This window comes from Ruegeria sp. K7, from assembly GCF_056531785.1.
In genome coordinates, this window is sequence record NZ_JBQFMJ010000011.1 from 84,075 (window position 1) to 101,554 (window position 17,480).

Genomic DNA, 17,480 nt, shown 5'->3' on the forward strand with positions numbered 1-17,480 from the left:
CGTTCCTCAGAAGTTGAAATAAAGGAAAACGTCGCTGCGCGTGGCCAGCATCGCCGTACAGGCGGTGCCAAAGGCCATTCCGGCGAAAACGGTTTTCCATTGCGGGTTGAGGTTGCGCACAAACTGGTTCGTGTTGGGCAGGGCCAGCGCCACGAAGAACGCGGCAAGAATGGCAACCGCCGCAGTGTCGCTGTCGATGATCACCACATGGCTGCTACCGGAGTTCGATGCACCCTGGCCAAACATTGTTCGAAGAATGCTGTTGGCCTGCGCCACGCTGTCGGCCCGGAAATAGACCCAGGCGCAATGCACGATCAAAAAGGTAATTGCCCAGCGGGCCGGATTCGGCAGGCGGACCTTCAGCCGGGCCAGATAGCGCTCGGCCACCAGAACAGCGCCGTGAACGGCACCCCAGATCACAAAGGTCCAGCCTGCGCCGTGCCAGATACCGCCAAGCAGAAAGGTTGTAAACAGGTTTGCCGACACCCGCGCGGACGACCGGCAGCCGCCGCCCAGCGGGATATAGACATAGTCGCGCAGAAAACTCGACAGCGTCATGTGCCACCTGCGCCAGAAATCCTGAACCGACAGGGATTTCTAGGGCGAGTTAAAGTTCTGCGGCAGGCGGATGCCGAACATCCGCGCTGCACCGATGGCCATATCTGTATAACCGCTGAAGTCGAAATACAGCTGGAAGGTGTAGGACAATGTCGCAATCCAGGCGTCCAGAACGGTCAGGTTGGCGTAATCGGCAAAACCCTGATCTGCATAGACCGCCAGTTGATCTGCGATGACCAGTTTCTTGAACAGCCCGATGCCAAAGATCACTATCCCGACATACAGGTTTTTCCATCGCAAGATCCCGATCGAAGGCGATTTGAACTGCGGCATCATCTCATGGTGATGCACGATGGGTCCCGCGATGAGCTGCGGGAAGAAGGTGACAAACACCAGGTAGTTCAGAAACCGCGTCGGCCGCGCGATCCGCTTGTAGCTGTCCACCAGAAATGCGATTTGCTGAAAAGTGAAAAAGGAGATCGCCAGCGGCAACGCGATGCTCAGCGGCTGGATGAAGGACCCCGTGACGTCATTCAGGATACCGACGGCAAATCCAAGGTATTTGAAGAACCCAAGCAGACCAAGGTTGAACAGTATGCCCGCGACAAGCAGCCCCCGCGCCGCGCCGTCCTGCCCCTGCGCCGCCATCTTGTGCCGAATGGCCCGGGCCACAAGAAAGTTGACGCAGACCGATCCCAAGAGAATTGGCAGGTAATCCAGCCGCCAATAGGCATAGAAAAACAGCGAACAAGCCGCGATCCACAAGAGTTTCACATCCGCATTGCGCAGTCTTGCGGCTGCGTAGAACCCAAGAAGGCTCAGAGGCAGAAAAACAAACACAAACGGAACTGAATAGCATCTCAGCCTTTCAAAAGCGGCGGGTCACGACCTACTGCCTCAGTCCCGAAGCGCTTTCAAGCGAGGAGTTGCCCCACACCCGGTTTGCCCAAGCCCGATGCGCCAGAAAACCGAAGCCTCTGGCCGGAACCCTGCGCGTGATCAAGCCACACGGCTATCACTTCGAAGGCGTCAGAACAGGCGGTGTGTCGAACCCGTTTCGCCACGCGACAAGGCACAGGACCGGCGCGTCCAATGTCTCCATCGCGTGTGGCTGGTTGCTTTGATGCAGTACAGTACCGCCTTCGCGCAGGGTTTCGTCGGAGCATCCCCGCCGCTTGAAAACAGCCGACCCGGACACGAACAAATATGCCTCTTCCCCCGGATGATGGTGCCATGGATAATACAGCCCGGCTGGCATATGGACGATCCACAGCCACAACTGCCGCGAGGTGAATGGCCCGCCTTTGCCGATGATGGAATAGCATCCGAAATTTTGCAGGAACCGGTCCCCGATATTGGTGCCCTTGTAGGTTTCGCGCCAGACAGCCGCCGGACCGGCGGCAACGATGGCATCCTGCAGATCGGCATAGTTTTGGGATGACAAACCGGTTTCGTTGCGCAGAGCGTCACCGCAGGGGCGGTGTAATGGCGTGATCGGCTGCCGCTCGACGTCATCCGGAAACGCCGCAAAGGCCGTCAATTCACGATTGCCGCGATAGGCGTCGCGCGCAAGGCGCAGAAGTTTGTCGTAAAGGTGATCGTTGCCCATGCGGTGATCAGACGATCGAATCGGACCTTTAGGCTTGTCCACCTGCGACATCGGACAGGTATTTCGCTGCGGGCATTTGCTTCATTTGAAGTGATTAAGGCGGATGCAGCTGTTGGTTTCGGCCACCATCGGCATGCGGCGGATATCCATCAGGACCGTATCCAGACGCTGATGCGAGGAGGTGCGCAATTCCAGAACCAGATCGAACACACCGTTCACGGAGCCAAGCGACTGAACTTCGGGAATTCTCCTGAGTTGGTCGATGATCCGTCTGCTGTCCCCCGGTGCCAGCTTCAAAAGCACAAGTGCATCGACCAGCGCGTTTTCAACCTTGCCCCCAAGTTCCACCGTAAACCGCGCGATCGTGCCGTTCGCCTTCAGCTTGTCGATCCTGTTCTGAATTGTGGCCCGCGACACACCCAATTCGCGTGCCAGTTCGGCGGCCGAACGTCGGGCATCCCCGCTCAGAAGGCGCAGCAGTTCCCGATCGATATTGTCCATGCCTTGTGTTCGCTTTCGTCAAAATGGCTGTCAAATCGTTAAAGATCTATCGAAACGATACCATTCCCTGGCTGTTACGCCAATTCCGGTGCAGTCATGCTGATCCGCAATATCAACCATGTCCAAGGACCGCAGCCGTGAAAGTCACCGTTTGCCAACTCGACCCGCGCCCATCACAACTGGACCAGTACCTGTCGGGTCTGGCCGATCATGTCCAAGCTGCCGGAACAGATTTTTTGCTGCTGCCCGAGATGTGTTTTTTCGACTGGTTGGCGCATGACGCAACGCCGGATGCCGGGCGCTGGGCTGCCTCCGTTGCGGCGCATGACGACAGGATTTCGCAGCTTTCGAAACTGGGCGTTCGCGGCGCGATGGGAACCCGCCCGATTGTCAACGCCGCCGGCAGTCGCCGCAATCAGGCCTATGTCTGGACCGCTGAAACCGACAACGCAGCGCCGGTGCACGAGAAATACTATTTGCCGGATGAACCGGGTTATCATGAGCACAGCTGGTATGATCGCGGACCCAAGAGCTTTGATCTGGCCCGTGTTCTGGGGATGCGCGTCGGCGTCCAGATCTGTACCGAGATGTGGTTCTTTGAATGGGCCCGCCACTATGCGGCCTCGCGTGCCGACCTGTTATGCGTCCCGCGTGCGACGCCGCACGGCTCAGTCGAAAAATGGCTGGCCGGCGGTCAGGCCTCGGCCGTGTGTTCCGGTGCTTATTGCCTGTCGTCCAACCTGTGGGCCCCTGTCGGAGATGCCCCCGACGCAGGCGGTCTGGCTTGGGTGATCGACCCCGAAGGGAACGTGCTGGCCACCACCGACCCTGACAATCCCTTTGCCACGGTCGAGATTGATCTGGACTTTGCCGCGCAAAGCAAATCGACCTATCCGCGCTACGTTCCGGAATGATTGTTTGACGCGCCAGATCCGTTCTGGTCCCGCCGTCATTGTTTGCGGCAGGGCCAACCGGATGCCGGTCTATTTGAAGTTCCGGCTGTCCTTGATTTGATCCCAGGCCCAGACAACCTCCTGCAGCTGCTCCTCCTGACTGCGGTCGCCGCCGTTCATATCCGGGTGCAGCACCTTGATCAGTTTCTTGTACGCCTTGCGCACCTCGGCCTTTGACCAGCTGTCATTGGCTTCCAGAATCTCGATCGCTCGGCGCTCGGTCGGGGGCAGGCGACGCCCGCCGCCGCCTGATGTACGGCCCTTGTTCTGTGTACCGTTGGCGCCCAGCACCTGGTGGGGATCCTCGATGCCCAGCCGGGCCCAGGCGCGCGCCTCGGGGTCGCCCATGGGTTTGGTCTCACGCTCCCACACCTTGTCCTTGGATCGCTGCGCATTCAGTTCAGCCTCGGTGGTGCCGTCGAAGAAATTCCACTTCTGATTATACTCGCGCACGTGCTGCTGGCAGAACCAGAAGAAGTCATCCAGAACGTCCGGCGCTTTTGGCGCCCGAAACTTGCCCGCCTCTTCACAACCCTCGTGATCGCAGATTCGCATCGAGGTCTCAGACGCACCCGACATGCCCCGACGCCCGCGCGGGTTCTTTTTCTTGGCGCTGGAAACGGACATATCGAATCCGAATGGGTCTGATTTCGTCATGCTCTGATCCTTACGAACACATCTTTTCGACTCGGAGGCAGCAGTTTAGTCTAAGCAGCCGAAAGTAGAAGAGGGGGGCGGCAAAAATATTGCCGATGAGCATAAAAATGAGCGTGACCGAAGAAATCCGATCCCGCCTGCAGGCCGCGTTTGACCCGCGCGAGCTTGAAGTGGTTGATGACAGCGAAAGCCACCGGGGCCATGCCGGATATCAGGACGGGGGTGAGAGCCACTTCAACGTCCGCATCCGCGCCTTAGCCTTCGAAGGCCAATCCCGCGTTGCCCGCCACCGTGCCGTGCACAAGGCGCTGGGCGATGTGGTTCCGCGCATTCATGCGCTGGCTTTGGATATCGGTGTCTGATTGCGCTTAGAACCGCAGCCGGAAGGCGAGACCGACCAGAGGGGCCGTGTCATAGTTCTGACGGCTGATTTCGTTACCGTTCTCGTCCTCCAGCGTCAGTCGGCCGTCGAACTCGGCCCCTGCAAAGACGGTTACTGACACGCCGGGGTTCGGGTCATAGCTGAGGGACGCAACCACCGGGATGCTCTGATCTTCACCAATCCCGCTTGGAGCCAGCCCGTTGTCGTCTAGCCGGAAGCGGATTTTCTCGGAACGTGCCGAAAGCGAGAGGCTGAAATCTTCATTCACCGCATAGCTCAATGTCAGCCCGGGTCCTCGCGTGGCTCCGATTCCGGATCCGGTGTTCAAGTTCCAGCGATCATTGATGTCCCAATCCACCAACAACGCGGGAAAGACATCCACACCGCTATCTTCCAGTTGCGAGAAGGCCCCAAATGCCGGGCCGATGGTCAAGCTTTCGCTCATCTGCCATGCGACGCCCGCAAAAACACCATATGTGCGCCCATCCGAAGATGCGGCACCTCTTTGGTAGTCCCATCTGATCTGAGGCGATACGAACACGCTGGCCCTTTGCCCGGCCTGAAACCGAAGCGGGGTTGATACTCGGATGTCGCGGATATCGTTCCATGGCTGGTTGTCCGCTGCGCTGAAATCGTAATCCAGTTGCCCATAACTTACCGAAACACCAAGCGAAGTACCGCTGTCAAAATTATACAAACCCGTAGCCCGTAGGAACGACCGAGTCGCGCTGAAGTCGCCGCCCTGATCCAGATCGGCGCTGCCCTGATAGGCGGCCAGCCCGTCGATCTGGCTGACCCAGCCTAACCGTTGTTGTGCGACGGCGGGCAACGCGAACTGGCATGCGATGGCGGCAAAAAGACAAAGATAAGCTTTGCGGGGTTTCATCGCGGCACGTGGTCCTTCTGGGTGTCAAAAAAATATCTCTTAACGATACGACCGGAACCCTGAATCGGATGACCGTCTCAGTCCTGTCGGTCAAATCCGTGCCATCAAAAACACACCATTCGAACCGTCTGGTCTTGATGCTTGTTACTTGGAATCTTCGTCGGCTTTTTCACCGGGTTGCAAGGTCAGGGGCGGCTCATCAACCTCGGCTGAAATAGGTCCCGGAGCCTGAACCGCATCCGGCTCGGGCGCCTTCACCATATCCGGTCCCGGGATCGGGTGGGCCAGCGGAACGCCTTCGGGCGTTTCTGTCGGGCTCGGGACGGGAACCGGGGCGAACTCAGCCTCGACCGCGCGGCGGAACACCAACACATTGCGCCAGTGGGTCGTTGATCCGGTCAGGCCCAAGCGTTCCTCGCTGGGCAGCAACTCGGCGCGCTGGTATTCCCAGCCGTCCTGACCCATCTGGTTCAGCAATTGTTCAACCGAATTGGCAAACCGCCCCTCGGGCGTTTTCACGCCCTTGGCCTTGGTGCCTTTTTGCGGGGCGGGGACAACCTTGTATTCGTAGCGTTGCATCAACCGTTCCTGAAATGCCTGTGGCGGACAGGTTATCACGTTGACCGCCGGGCGAAAGAGACGTCGACCCGATGTCGGATTTTAGCCGCCACTGTTGCCCGGTTTCTGCGCTGCCCTGGTCGCCACGGACAGGCACAACTCGGTCGCGACGGCCATGTCCTGCACCGAAATCCATTCCAGCGGGCCGTGAATGCACTGCATCCCGGTAAAGATATTGGGGCATGGGGTGCCGAACTCGGTCAGGCGCGACCCGTCAGTGCCGCCCCGGATCGGAACAGATACAGGCTCGATCCCCATGTCGCGGCAGGCGTCGCGGGCCAGATCAACCGGGGTCATGTCCTTTTCCAGCCAATAGCGCATGTTGCGGTACTGCGGATAAATCTCGCACTCGATCACCGCGCGTGGCTCCGTGGCTTGCACTGCGGCGCAGACCTGCCGCACCAGATCGCCCTGCGCCTGCAATGCGTCCAGCTCGAAGTCGCGCAGGATCAGCTTGATCTCCATCTCGGAGGATCCGCCATTCATATCGGTGATATGAATGAACCCTTCGCGGTCATCTGTAACCTCGGGCGTCATCGTCGCCTGCGGCAAAGTCTGCACGATCTTAGTTGCCAGATGGGCTGCGTTGACCATTTTTCCCTTCGCCAGCCCGGGGTGGATCGAGACGCCCTCGATCCGGATCACGGCACGATCGGCCGAAAAGCTCTCATATTCGATTTCGCCAACTTCCTGACCATCCAGAGTGTATGCGAAATCAGCGCCCAGATCCTTGGGTAGTTGTTCGGTAACACCGCGCCCGATCTCTTCATCGGGGGTAAACGCGATGCGGATCGGCCCGTGCGGAATATCAGGGTTTTCAATCAGATGCCGCGCCATGGTCATCAGGATCGAGACACCCGCCTTGTCATCCGCGCCCAGCAACGTGGTGCCCGATGCAGTAATCAGATCGTGCCCGATCTTTTCGGCGAGATAGGGGTGCTCCTCCGGCGACAGGACCAGATTGGGGTCGTCGGGAAAGGTGATTTCGCCACCATTGTACCCCTTGATCACGCGCGGCTTGACGCCGGCGGCATTGAACTGCGGGGCGGTGTCGACATGGGCCAGAAACCCGATCGTGGGGCCGGGAACAGTTCCGGGGATAGTGGCGACAACAACGCTGTCACCTGTTAATTCAACATCCTGCGCGCCGATTTCGGTCAGTTCCTGGCGTAGCAGGTTCAGCATGTTCAGCTGGATGTCCGAACTTGGGGTCGAGGGCGACGTCTCATCGCTCTGACTGTCGATCGCCGCATACCGGACCAGCCGGTCCTCGAGTTCCTGATCAAATCTTTTCTGCATGTTACCTCACCTCTCTTGCCCGGAAGAAAGGGTGCAATCCGGCGGGGAGTCAAGCAGATGCTCAGCCCGAAATCGGGGCTGAGCGGTTAACTTTTCGTTATGTTCAAAATGCACACCGTGGGCCGTGCGCGACGTGCAAACCCGAAGATTTACGAACCCAGCTTTTTGCTGACCAATTCGTTGACGGCCTTCGGGTTGGCCTTGCCACCGGTCGCCTTCATCACCTGACCGACAAACCATCCGGCCAGTTTGGGGTTCACTTTGGCCTTCTCGACCTGCGCCGGGTTAGCGGCGATGATCTGGTCCAGAGCCGTTTCAATCGCGCCGGTATCCGTCACCTGTTTCATGCCGCGTTCTTCGACAATCTGTGCCGGGTCACCGCCTTCGGTATAGACGATTTCAAACAGGTCCTTGGCGATTTTGCCCGAGATGGCATCCGACGAAATCAGGTCGATGATACCGCCCAGCTGCGCTGGAGAAACCGGCGACTCGGTGATGTCGTGATCTTCTTTCTTCAATCGGCCGAACAGCTCGTTGATGACCCAGTTCGCGGCCAGTTTACCGCTGCGTCCCTTGGCGACTTCTTCGAAATACGCCGCCGATTCCACCTCGGCAGTCAGGACCGAAGCGTCATAATCTGTCAGCCCGAACTCGCTGATAAAGCGCGCTTTTTTGCCGTCCGGAAGTTCCGGAAGGTTGGCGGCTATATCGTCCACCCACGCCTGCTCGATCTCAAGCGGCAGCAGGTCGGGGTCCGGGAAATAGCGGTAATCATGCGCTTCTTCCTTGGACCGCATCGAGCGGGTCTCACCCTTGTCCGGGTCATACAGGCGGGTTTCCTGATCGATCTTGCCACCGGCCTCAACAATTGCGATCTGACGGCGGGCTTCGACCTCAATCGCCTGCTGGATAAAGCGCATCGAGTTCATGTTCTTGATCTCGCACCGCGTGCCCAGATGCGAGAAGTCCTGTGTTTCCTGATACTTCTCATACGCACCTGGCAAGCAGATCGAGACGTTTACGTCTGCCCGCAGGTTGCCGTTCTGCATGTTGCCGTCGCAGGTACCCAGATAGCGCATGATCTGGCGCAGCTTGGCGATATAGGCGGCGGCTTCTTCGGGGCCACGGATGTCGGGACGCGACACGATTTCCATCAGGCAAACGCCGGTCCGGTTCAGATCGACGAAGGACATATGCGGGTCCATGTCGTGGATCGATTTGCCCGCGTCCTGCTCCATGTGGATACGTTCGATCCGCACCTTGCGTGCGGTGCCGTCACCCATCTCGACCAGCACTTCGCCCTCACCCACAATCGGATGATAAAGCTGGGAAATCTGGTATCCCTGCGGCAGATCGGGGTAGAAATAGTTCTTGCGGTCAAAGGCCGATTTCAGATTGATGTCTGCCTTCAGGCCCAGCCCGGTCCGCACCGCCTGTTCCACGCAATACTCGTTGATCACCGGCAGCATGCCCGGCATTGCCGCGTCCACGAAAGCAACGTTTGCGTTCGGTTCAGCCCCGAATTTTGTCGACGCGCCCGAAAACAGTTTGGCATTGGACGAGACCTGCGCATGCACTTCCATCCCGATTACCAGTTCCCAGTCGTGCTTGGCCCCGGCAATGGTCTTGGGTTTGGGCATTTCGTATGTCAGGTCGAGCATGGCGCGCCTCATATCCGCAGAAAGTCTAGGCCAGCGTATTAGGCCCGGCACGTCAGAGGAGCAAGGGGGAATGGCTGTGATTTCCAGTCTTTTGCCGGTTCAGTTCCGTGAAAGTTGCAGGCCCGACGAGGTAAATGTCACGTCCTTGCCGCTGTTGAGTTCCTCGCGAAACAGATCGGCGATGGCCCGCAGTGCGTCCCGGTGTCCGCGCGCAGCGAACCGCTCGGGCGAAGGAACGCGGACCGAGTTGTTGAACCCGGCGGCCGCATGCGCCCAGATTAGCGGATGCAGTTCGGTCAGATGATCGCGGATCAGCCAGTTTGCCGCCTCGCGCAGTTGCGAGCGGACAAGATCGGCATTTTCGTTCAGGCCCACGCCGTTTTGCACGGTAATGGCGCAATAGGCCGACAGCATGTTGATGGTCTGCTGATCCGGACGACGCTCCAAGATGTCTTGCAGCCCCTCCAGGAAGTACTCGATGTCGACCCGAGCGCAGGCTTCCTCATCCAAGGCAATCGCATCGAATTGGACCCAGGTATATCCCCCGGCGCCCCATATTTTTTGCGTTCTGGCGGCGTTGCGCAGGGCCTGAACCTCAAGCTCTTCATAGCTGCCAAACCAGCGCGGCAGCAGATGGCTGCCCATGGCGCGCATGTGGCGCTGGTTTTCGGGGTCCAGCGCGATCAGCCGCTCGTACTCGTCCGCTACCCGAACGGACGTGCGGCGTTGACCGGCCAGCAGGGCGCAGCCTGCCGCAGCGACCAACGGGCTGTCTGGCAATGCGGTCTTGCACTTGGGCAGAATAGCCGCCGCCCGGTCAAAATGCGCTGCGCAGCGCGACCGGTGCAGCGGTGGCAAGGTCGCATCCAGCGCCGTTCCCCGCCATGCCCAGGCAAGATCGATATGTGCCAGTGCAACGATCAGGGCTATCATCGGGTTGCCGGAGTGTTCCTGCATCACGTCTTCCAGATCGGCGACGCCTCCTAGCAGATCATAGTCTGACAGGGCCTTGCCGTCCGACAATGCATGTTCAGCGGCCAGAACCACATCCGAGCGTGCACCGAATGCCAGCAAATCAGCAATCGGCAACCCGTCGGGCGCGGTGTCGCGCACTGCATCAGCTGCCCGCATTTCCGCGGACAGATCTTCCCACCGGTCCTGCCGGGCCAGGTGACGGCCGCGTTCAATAGTGGTGCGTCCCACGAAGTCGCCAGCGTTTAGTTGTGCAACGGGAATGTTAAGCTGCCCCTGATCAGGCAGAACGGCGGCAACAGCATCTGCTGCCACCTTGTTTGGCGGCGCAATTTGCCGGGAAGGATTTGTGAAACGGGCAAGATGAGCCCTGAATGACCTGAACATGGCGAAACTCGGAACTGTAACAAAAAACGTAACTTACAGCGGAAGTCTGGCCGTAATTCAGCGTCAGTTCAAGTAAATTGCCTGAAACACTTCAGAATCCCGGGTCAATCCGGTCAGTGGCGGCTCATCGTTTCAGAAAACTGTAAAATGATGCCGTTCGACCCGAAAGCCGGCGTTTTCCAAAGTGTTTTCAAAGGCCCGGTGCGGCGGGACCGACTCATCCGGCAGCCGGATACGCTTGCCTGATCTCAACATTAAAGAGACGCGAACCGAGAAGTCCCAACGTGTGTCGAAGCGGAAAAAATCGATCTTGTTCAGGTCGATTTCACCTTCGCGCCCGCCCGAATGCCACCTGAGGCAATCCCGGTCCAGCGTCAGCCCGGCGCTGGTGTCTTTCACGATGTCCCAGATGGCCGGCAGCGTGGCAAGCGCCAGCACCCCGACCAGCCATAGTGCGGCGTTGAAAAAGATCACGAGCGATATCAGCCCCGCAAAGACGCCGATCAGGATCAGTACAGCGCGGGGCGCGCGGTTTTGCCGGGTGAAGGTAAAGGGCGTCATGCGTCGAGTATGCGTGACACCATTTCCCCGGTGTCCCGCGACAGGTTTGGGGTATCCTGGATGCGTGTCAGTTGTGCGCGCATCAGGGCCTGACGGTCACCGTCATACCGCTTCCATGTCTGGAAGGCCGAGCACATGCGCGCGGTGGTCTGCGGGTTGACCGGGTCAAGCCGGATCAGCCAGTCCGCCAGCAGGGCATAACCTGCGCCGTCGGCCTGATGGAACCCGGCGTGGTTCATTGCCAGCGCGCCCATTACTGCGCGGAACCTGTTGGGATTCTTCCAGTTGAAATCGGCATGTTCGGTCAGATTGTGCGCGGTGTCTGGCACCGCATCGGGCGCGGCCATCGCGACCTGCAGGCCAAACCATTTGTCCACGACCAGCCGGTCGTGCTGCCACTGCGTGTAAAATCCGGCCAGTTCCGTCTCACCTTTTCCGGCCCGCAACAGACAAGCCAGGGCCGAGAGTTGAAGGGTCATGTTGTTGGCTGCGCCATACTCTTCTACTGCCTTGGCACCGCCGTCCAGGCGCGAAGTCAGCGACAGAGCGGCGCTGCCCAGTGCGCGTTTGCCGGATTGCTCCGCGTCTGGGCTGTAGGGGGCCTGAACCAGGGCTTCGCTGTGCAGGCGGGGCAGCAGGTCCTGCACATGTTGCGCTGTGGCTTGCCGCAATGTCTCGACCGCGCTCCAGATCGCCATTGGATCTGGTGTTTCACCACGGTCGAACAAGGCGGCAGCGAGTTCCGATTGCGTTGGCAGTCCCAGCATCAGGGCGCGGTAAGCCGGATCAAGATCCCGGTTGCGCAGCACGGCCAGCAACCCGTCCAGATAATCGGAGTCCGGGGTGGCGTCTTCGGATATCATGCGCAGCAGTGTGTCCTGCGCCAATGAGCGTCCGGCCTGCCAGCGGTTGAACGGGTCGGTGTCATGGGCCAGCAGGAAAGCGCGTTCGGCATTGGTCTGATCGTGCTCCAGGATCACTGGCGCCGAGAAATCACGCAGGATCGACGGTGTTGGCTTGGCAGCCAGACCGGTAAAGGCAAAGCTCTGTTCCGCTTCCGTTAATTCCAGCATTTCAGTTGCGCGCACCTCGTCGCCGTTCGGCCCCAAAAGGCCAACAGCAACGGGGATCACTTGCGGCAACTTCTCGGTCTGACCCGGTGTGGGTTCTGTCCGCTGGCTGAGGGTCAGCGTATAGGTGCCATCGGCCCAGTCCTCTGTTACGGCCACCCGCGGGGTTCCCGACTGGCTGTACCAGCGCTTGAACTGGCTCAGGTCGCGGCCAGCGGTATCCTCGAACACCTGGATCCAGTCCTCTATGGTGCAGGCCTGCCCGTCATGGCGATCGAAATAAAGGTCGAGCGCCTTGGAATAGGCTTCATCCCCTACCAGCCGCTTCAGCATTCCGATCACCTCGGCGCCTTTTTCGTAGACGGTCGCGGTGTAGAAGTTGTTGATCTCCTGAAAGCTTTCGGGCCGGACGGGGTGCGATAGCGGCCCGTTATCCTCGGGGAATTGCCGTGCGCGCAGGTCTATGGCGTCGTGGATGCGCTTGACCGGGGCCGAGCGCATGTCGGACGTAAACTGCGCATCGCGGAAGACGGTCAGACCCTCTTTCAGGCACAATTGGAACCAGTCGCGGCAGGTGATCCGGTTGCCGGTCCAGTTGTGGAAGTACTCATGCGCGATGATCGCTTCGATCCGTTCGAAATTGGCGTCGGTCGAAGTTTCGGGGCTGGCCAGCACGGCGGAGGAGTTGAAGATGTTCAGCCCCTTGTTCTCCATCGCGCCCATGTTGAAATCATCGACGGCCACGATGTTGAACACATCCAGATCGTATTCGCGGCCATAGACATCTTCGTCCCATTTCATCGACTTCTTCAGCGCTTCCATGCCAAAGGCGCATTTGCCCTCGTCGCCCGGACGAACCCAAAGGTTCAGGTCCACGTCCCGGCCCGACATGGTGGTGAACCGGTCGGGATGGGCGATCAGGTCGCCCGCGACCAGTGCGAACAGATAGGCGGGTTTGGGCCATGGGTCGGTCCATTCGGCCCAGCCTTCGCCTTTGGCCGTAGGGTTGCCATTGGACAGAAGCACGGGCAGGTCGCCATTGATCCGCACGGTGAAGGTCGACATCACGTCCGGGCGGTCGGGGTAGAAAGTGATCTTGCGGAACCCCTCGGCCTCGCACTGCGTGCAGTACATGCCGTTCGACATGTAAAGCCCCTCAAGCGCGGTGTTGTTGCCCGGGTCAATCTCGACTTCGGCCTCCCACACGAACGGCGCATCCGGTGCATCCGCAGTCAGGCCCTTGTCGGTGACCTGTGGCGCGATGTCCGCGCCATCAATGGCGGCGCGGATCAGTTTCAGATCCTCGCCGTGCAGGAAAAAGGTTCGGTCCGTTGCTTGGGGATTGGGGTGGAACGCGATGCGCGATGTGACGCGCGTGGCGTGTTCGGCCAGATCAAAGGTCAGATGCACACTGTCCACCAGATAGCCGAAGGGCGTGTAGTCTTTCAGATAGATTATGGTGGGGGCGGCGTCGCGCATCGGGGGCCTCGCATCGGTTCATGTCTGGCGCGACGTTATGGGTTGCGGCGATGCGCTGCAAGCGGTGCCGGGCACGTAAATCCGGCGTGCTTCTCCTGCGTGCTGACGCCACGCCAATCCGGCAGGTCCGCCGAAAAGCGATGGCGAATATGTTGCCTATCGGAAACTTCCGCTCTAATTGAAGCCGGCATACAGTGGCGTACAATTGCGGGAGATGTCGAATATGAGCAGTAGAGAAGCCCGGAACGGTTTGCAGATCGCCGTTGAACTGGCAGATTTCATCGAAAACCGGGCGCTGCCCGGAACGGGCGTTTCATCCGAGGATTTTTGGTCAGGCCTGTCCCGGATGGTTCAGGAGCTGGGGCCGAAGAACAAAGCGTTGCTGGCAAAACGGGCCGAGATCCAAGGCCGGGTCGACGGCTGGCATCTGGCCCGAACAGGGCAGGATCATGATGCCGCCGCGTATCAGGCTTTCCTGCGAGAGATTGGATACCTTGTCGAGGAAGGTACCGATTTTCAGATCGAAACCGCCAGGGTCGATCCGGAGATTGCTCTGACACCCGGGCCTCAGCTGGTGGTGCCAATCACCAACGCCCGCTTTGCGCTGAACGCCGCCAACGCGCGATGGGGCAGCCTGTATGATGCGCTTTATGGCACCGACGCGATGGGCGATCTGCCCGTGGGTAAAGGATACGATACCGCTCGGGGTGCCCGCGTGATCGCGTGGGCCAAGGCATTTCTGGATGACGCAGTGCCGCTGGAAAATGGCTCGTGGTACGACGTTTCGGACCTGAGCGCCGAAGGCGGTGCGCTGGTGCCCGCACTGGCCGATCCCGCAGGTTTCGTTGGCTTTGGCGGTTCCGCTGACAAGCCTGAGTTCGTGGTACTGAAGAATAACGGTCTTCACGTGCAGATCATGATCGACCCGTCCAGCAATATTGGTGCCTCCGACCCCGCAGGCATCGCTGATGTGCGCCTGGAATCGGCGCTGTCCACTATCATGGACTGCGAAGATTCGGTGGCTTGCGTGGATGCCGCCGACAAGGTTGTTGCCTACAGCAACTGGCTGGGTCTGATGAAGGGCGACCTGACCGAAGAGGTTTCGAAAGGTGGCCGGACATTCACCCGAAAGCTGGCTGGCGACGTTGAATACACCGCCGTTGGCGGCGAAACCGCGGCGCTGAAGGGCCGCTCGCTGATGTTGATCCGAAACGTCGGCCATCTGATGACCAACCCCGCCGTTCTGGATGGCGAGGGTAATGAGATCGGCGAGGGGTTGATGGATGCGCTTTGCACCACGCTGATCGCGATGCACGATCTGCGGCGCGAGGGGGGCAACTCGGTCGCAGGGTCGGTTTACGTGGTCAAGCCCAAGATGCACGGGCCGGAAGAAGTGGCGTTCTCGGTCGAAATTTTCGACATGGTCGAGGATATTCTGGGCTTGCCGCGAAACACCGTGAAACTGGGTATCATGGATGAGGAGCGCCGCACGTCGGTCAACCTAAAGGAATGTATCCGCGCTGCAAAATCGCGGGTGGCCTTTATCAATACCGGCTTTCTGGACCGCACCGGGGACGAGATTCACACCTCGATGGAGGCCGGCCCGATGCTGCCGAAAGGCGACATCAAGAACACGCCCTGGATAGCGTCCTATGAGGATCGCAACGTTGATATCGGTCTGGCCTGCGGCCTGAAGGGCAAGGCTCAGATCGGAAAGGGCATGTGGGCGATGCCCGACCGGATGGGCGACATGCTGGACCAAAAGATCGGCCACCCGAAATCCGGCGCGACTTGTGCCTGGGTGCCTTCCCCAACCGCCGCTACACTGCACGCGACCCACTATCACAAGGTTGATGTTCTGGCCCGTCAGGACGAACTGGCGGCCGGCGGCGCGCGCGGCACGCTTGAGGATCTGCTGACCGTGCCCCTGCTGGGCGGGCGCAACCTGAGCGAAGAGGAAATCACTCGTGAGGTCGAGAACAACGCGCAAGGCATTCTGGGTTATGTTGTGCGGTGGGTCGATCAGGGTGTCGGATGCTCGAAAGTGCCGGACATTCATGACATCGGCCTGATGGAGGACCGCGCGACCTGCCGGATTTCCTCGCAAGCGCTGGCCAACTGGCTGCACCATGATGTGATGGACGAAGGTCAGGTGATGGCCGCAATGCGCAAGATGGCGGCCGTGGTCGATCGCCAGAATGCGAATGATCCGGAATATTCTCCAATGGCGCCCGGTTTTGATGGTATCGCCTTTCAGGCGGCTTGCGATCTGGTTTTCAAGGGGCGGGTGCAGCCCTCGGGCTATACCGAGCCGGTTTTGCATGCACGGCGGCTGGAAAAGAAAGCCAGTTTGGGTTGAGCTGCACGGGCGGGAACGAGGGGGCTGTCTGCCCCCTCGCGCTCCCCCGAGGATACTTTGGGCCAGATGAAAGGGATCAGGGATGGCTATTTCCTTGCGCAAGGCGCGCACCATCATTCGAAAGTCGTTGGAAAAAGCGCATGAGATGGAGTTGAAGCCACTCTCGGTGGTTGTGTTGGATGCCGGCGGTCACGTCATCGCATTCGAGCGTGAGGACGGCGCGGCCCCGGGGCGCTTTGGAATAGCGCACGGCAAGGCTTATGGGGCGGTCATGTTGGGCATGGCGGGTACTGCGCAGATGCAGCGCGCCGAGGCTCAGGCCTATTTCATGGCGGCGGTAAATGGCGTTTATGGCGGTCAGGTCGTGCCTGTTCCGGGTGGCGTCCTGCTGCGCGACAAAAAGGGTGCCGTGATTGGTGCGGTTGGGGTGACGGGCGATACGTCGGACAACGACGCGGCGGCGGCCCTGGCTGGCATCGAAGCCGCAGGTCTGACGGGCGAGATCTGACACGCAACGTTATGTCGTGGCCGGTGTGGAGACTGAAGAACCGCTATTTGGAACTCCTTCCCGCTTCTAGTGATCTTGCTGGAACAATTTCCTGAATATTGATCGAAAATTGGGAAAAATTGTGCACTTGTGAACAGGAGCTTGCGCTGAGATGCAGGGTGTGTGCTATTGCACGTCTCATCTGCCGCCGATAGTTTTCAGCTAGATCTGGAAACGTTTTGGAAAACAACAATGTCACGACCCGTGGTTGGTATCATCGGAAACTCGTATCTGATGAACGATCAATACCCGACGCATGCCGGCGGTACGATGAATTCCGATGCGGTGGCGAATGTTTCGGGCTGCCTGCCGATGCTGATCCCGGCAGACCCCAGATATGTATCCGTCGATGAACTGCTTGAGGTCTGCGACGGCTTCCTGCTGACAGGTGGGCGCCCCAATGTTCACCCGGAGGAGTATGGCGAACTGGCCACTGAAGCGCATGGGGAATTCGACCGGGCGCGCGATGCGATAACTTTGCCACTGGTCCGGGCCTGTGTTGAGCGAGGTCAGCCGTTTTTTGGAATTTGCCGTGGGTTTCAGGAAGTCAACGTGGCATTGGGCGGGACGCTATACCCCGAAATCCGTGATCTGCCCGGGCGCATGAACCACCGGATGCCGCCCGACGGTACGTTGGAAGAGAAATTCGCCCTGCGCCATGTTGTGACACTGGCCGAGGGTGGTGTGTTCCACCGCCTGATGGGCGCGACCGAGGTGATGACCAACACGTTGCACGGGCAGGGGATCAAGACAGTCGGCCACAGGATCGAAATCGACGGCCATGCACCGGACGGCACGCCCGAGGCGATCTATGTCAAAGACGCCCCGGGATTTACCCTGTCCGTACAGTGGCATCCGGAATGGGATGCTGTGAATGATCCTGTGTCACGGCCATTGTTCGAAGCATTTGGAGCGGCGGTGCGGGCCTGGGCGACTGGATCGGAAGCTGGACTGTTTCAACAAACCGCGTGACTTGCGCCG

At 59.5% G+C, this 17,480-nt stretch carries 15 protein-coding genes and 1 pseudogene; 5 read left to right on the top strand and 11 right to left on the bottom strand.

Features of this window, described 5'->3' with window-relative positions; genetic code table 11:
• Positions 1 to 6: 6 nt before the first annotated feature.
• The 3 genes and pseudogenes from ACR0FE_RS16885 to ACR0FE_RS16895 form a co-directional block, all read right to left on the bottom strand.
• Positions 7 to 1,206: pseudogene (locus tag ACR0FE_RS16885) on the bottom strand (MBOAT family O-acyltransferase).
• 367 nt (positions 1,207 to 1,573) lie between these two features.
• On the bottom strand, positions 1,574 to 2,167 hold the full coding sequence (locus ACR0FE_RS16890) for a dimethylsulfonioproprionate lyase family protein (protein ID WP_480914083.1): 594 nt from the start codon (positions 2,165 to 2,167) through the stop codon (positions 1,574 to 1,576).
• 81 nt (positions 2,168 to 2,248) lie between these two features.
• On the bottom strand, positions 2,249 to 2,668 hold the full coding sequence (locus tag ACR0FE_RS16895) for an Lrp/AsnC family transcriptional regulator (protein ID WP_170615277.1): 420 nt from the start codon (positions 2,666 to 2,668) through the stop codon (positions 2,249 to 2,251).
• Positions 2,669 to 2,805: 137 nt separating this feature from the next.
• Between ACR0FE_RS16895 and ACR0FE_RS16900 the strand changes: the two genes are divergently transcribed.
• Complete coding sequence (locus ACR0FE_RS16900) at positions 2,806 to 3,582, top strand: carbon-nitrogen hydrolase family protein (protein ID WP_170615279.1); 777 nt, start codon at positions 2,806 to 2,808, stop codon at positions 3,580 to 3,582.
• Between the two features lie 69 nt (positions 3,583 to 3,651).
• Here the strand turns inward: ACR0FE_RS16900 and ACR0FE_RS16905 are convergent, their stop codons facing one another.
• A complete protein-coding gene (locus tag ACR0FE_RS16905; protein ID WP_170615281.1) occupies positions 3,652 to 4,278 on the bottom strand; it encodes a J domain-containing protein in 627 nt (208 codons plus the stop codon).
• 107 nt (positions 4,279 to 4,385) lie between these two features.
• Here ACR0FE_RS16905 and ACR0FE_RS16910 point away from each other — a divergent pair, with 107 nt between their 5' ends.
• Positions 4,386 to 4,640, top strand: coding sequence for a BolA family protein (locus ACR0FE_RS16910; RefSeq protein ID WP_480908085.1), 255 nt, complete (start codon positions 4,386 to 4,388; stop codon positions 4,638 to 4,640).
• Between the two features lie 6 nt (positions 4,641 to 4,646).
• Here the strand turns inward: ACR0FE_RS16910 and ACR0FE_RS16915 are convergent, their stop codons facing one another.
• The 7 genes from ACR0FE_RS16915 to pepN form a co-directional block, all read right to left on the bottom strand.
• Entirely contained in the window at positions 4,647 to 5,546 is a 900-nt protein-coding gene (locus ACR0FE_RS16915; protein WP_480812210.1) for a hypothetical protein, read from the bottom strand.
• Positions 5,547 to 5,690: 144 nt separating this feature from the next.
• Complete coding sequence (locus ACR0FE_RS16920) at positions 5,691 to 6,125, bottom strand: DUF4177 domain-containing protein (protein ID WP_480914087.1); 435 nt, start codon at positions 6,123 to 6,125, stop codon at positions 5,691 to 5,693.
• An 81-nt stretch (positions 6,126 to 6,206) separates the two neighbouring features.
• Positions 6,207 to 7,463, bottom strand: a complete 1,257-nt coding sequence (gene pepT / locus ACR0FE_RS16925; protein WP_480914089.1) for a peptidase T — start codon at positions 7,461 to 7,463, stop codon at positions 6,207 to 6,209.
• Positions 7,464 to 7,612: 149 nt separating this feature from the next.
• Positions 7,613 to 9,124, bottom strand: coding sequence for an Asp-tRNA(Asn)/Glu-tRNA(Gln) amidotransferase subunit GatB (gene gatB / locus ACR0FE_RS16930; protein WP_480713772.1), 1,512 nt, complete (start codon positions 9,122 to 9,124; stop codon positions 7,613 to 7,615).
• A 99-nt stretch (positions 9,125 to 9,223) separates the two neighbouring features.
• A complete protein-coding gene (locus ACR0FE_RS16935; protein ID WP_480914092.1) occupies positions 9,224 to 10,411 on the bottom strand; it encodes a hypothetical protein in 1,188 nt (395 codons plus the stop codon).
• A 204-nt stretch (positions 10,412 to 10,615) separates the two neighbouring features.
• Positions 10,616 to 11,044 carry a hypothetical protein gene (locus ACR0FE_RS16940; protein ID WP_480914095.1) on the bottom strand — a complete coding sequence of 143 codons (429 nt, stop codon included), beginning with the start codon at positions 11,042 to 11,044 and terminating at the stop codon, positions 10,616 to 10,618.
• Complete coding sequence (gene pepN, locus ACR0FE_RS16945; RefSeq protein ID WP_480914097.1) at positions 11,041 to 13,593, bottom strand: aminopeptidase N; 2,553 nt, start codon at positions 13,591 to 13,593, stop codon at positions 11,041 to 11,043. Before pepN ends, ACR0FE_RS16940 begins: the two co-directional genes overlap by 4 nt.
• 223 nt (positions 13,594 to 13,816) lie before the next feature.
• On the opposite strand from pepN, the gene ACR0FE_RS16950 reads away from it, so the two are divergent.
• The 3 genes from ACR0FE_RS16950 to ACR0FE_RS16960 all read left to right on the top strand — a co-directional run bounded on the left by ACR0FE_RS16950 (position 13,817) and on the right by ACR0FE_RS16960 (position 17,471).
• The gene (locus ACR0FE_RS16950) at positions 13,817 to 15,952 is read left to right on the top strand and encodes a malate synthase G (RefSeq protein WP_480914100.1); all 2,136 of its coding nucleotides are present in this window, start codon (positions 13,817 to 13,819) and stop codon (positions 15,950 to 15,952) included.
• A gap of 82 nt (positions 15,953 to 16,034) precedes the next feature.
• Positions 16,035 to 16,460 carry a GlcG/HbpS family heme-binding protein gene (locus ACR0FE_RS16955; RefSeq protein WP_170615294.1) on the top strand — a complete coding sequence of 142 codons (426 nt, stop codon included), beginning with the start codon at positions 16,035 to 16,037 and terminating at the stop codon, positions 16,458 to 16,460.
• Positions 16,461 to 16,691: 231 nt separating this feature from the next.
• Entirely contained in the window at positions 16,692 to 17,471 is a 780-nt protein-coding gene (locus ACR0FE_RS16960) for a gamma-glutamyl-gamma-aminobutyrate hydrolase family protein (protein ID WP_170615295.1), read from the top strand.
• Positions 17,472 to 17,480 lie beyond the last annotated feature (9 nt).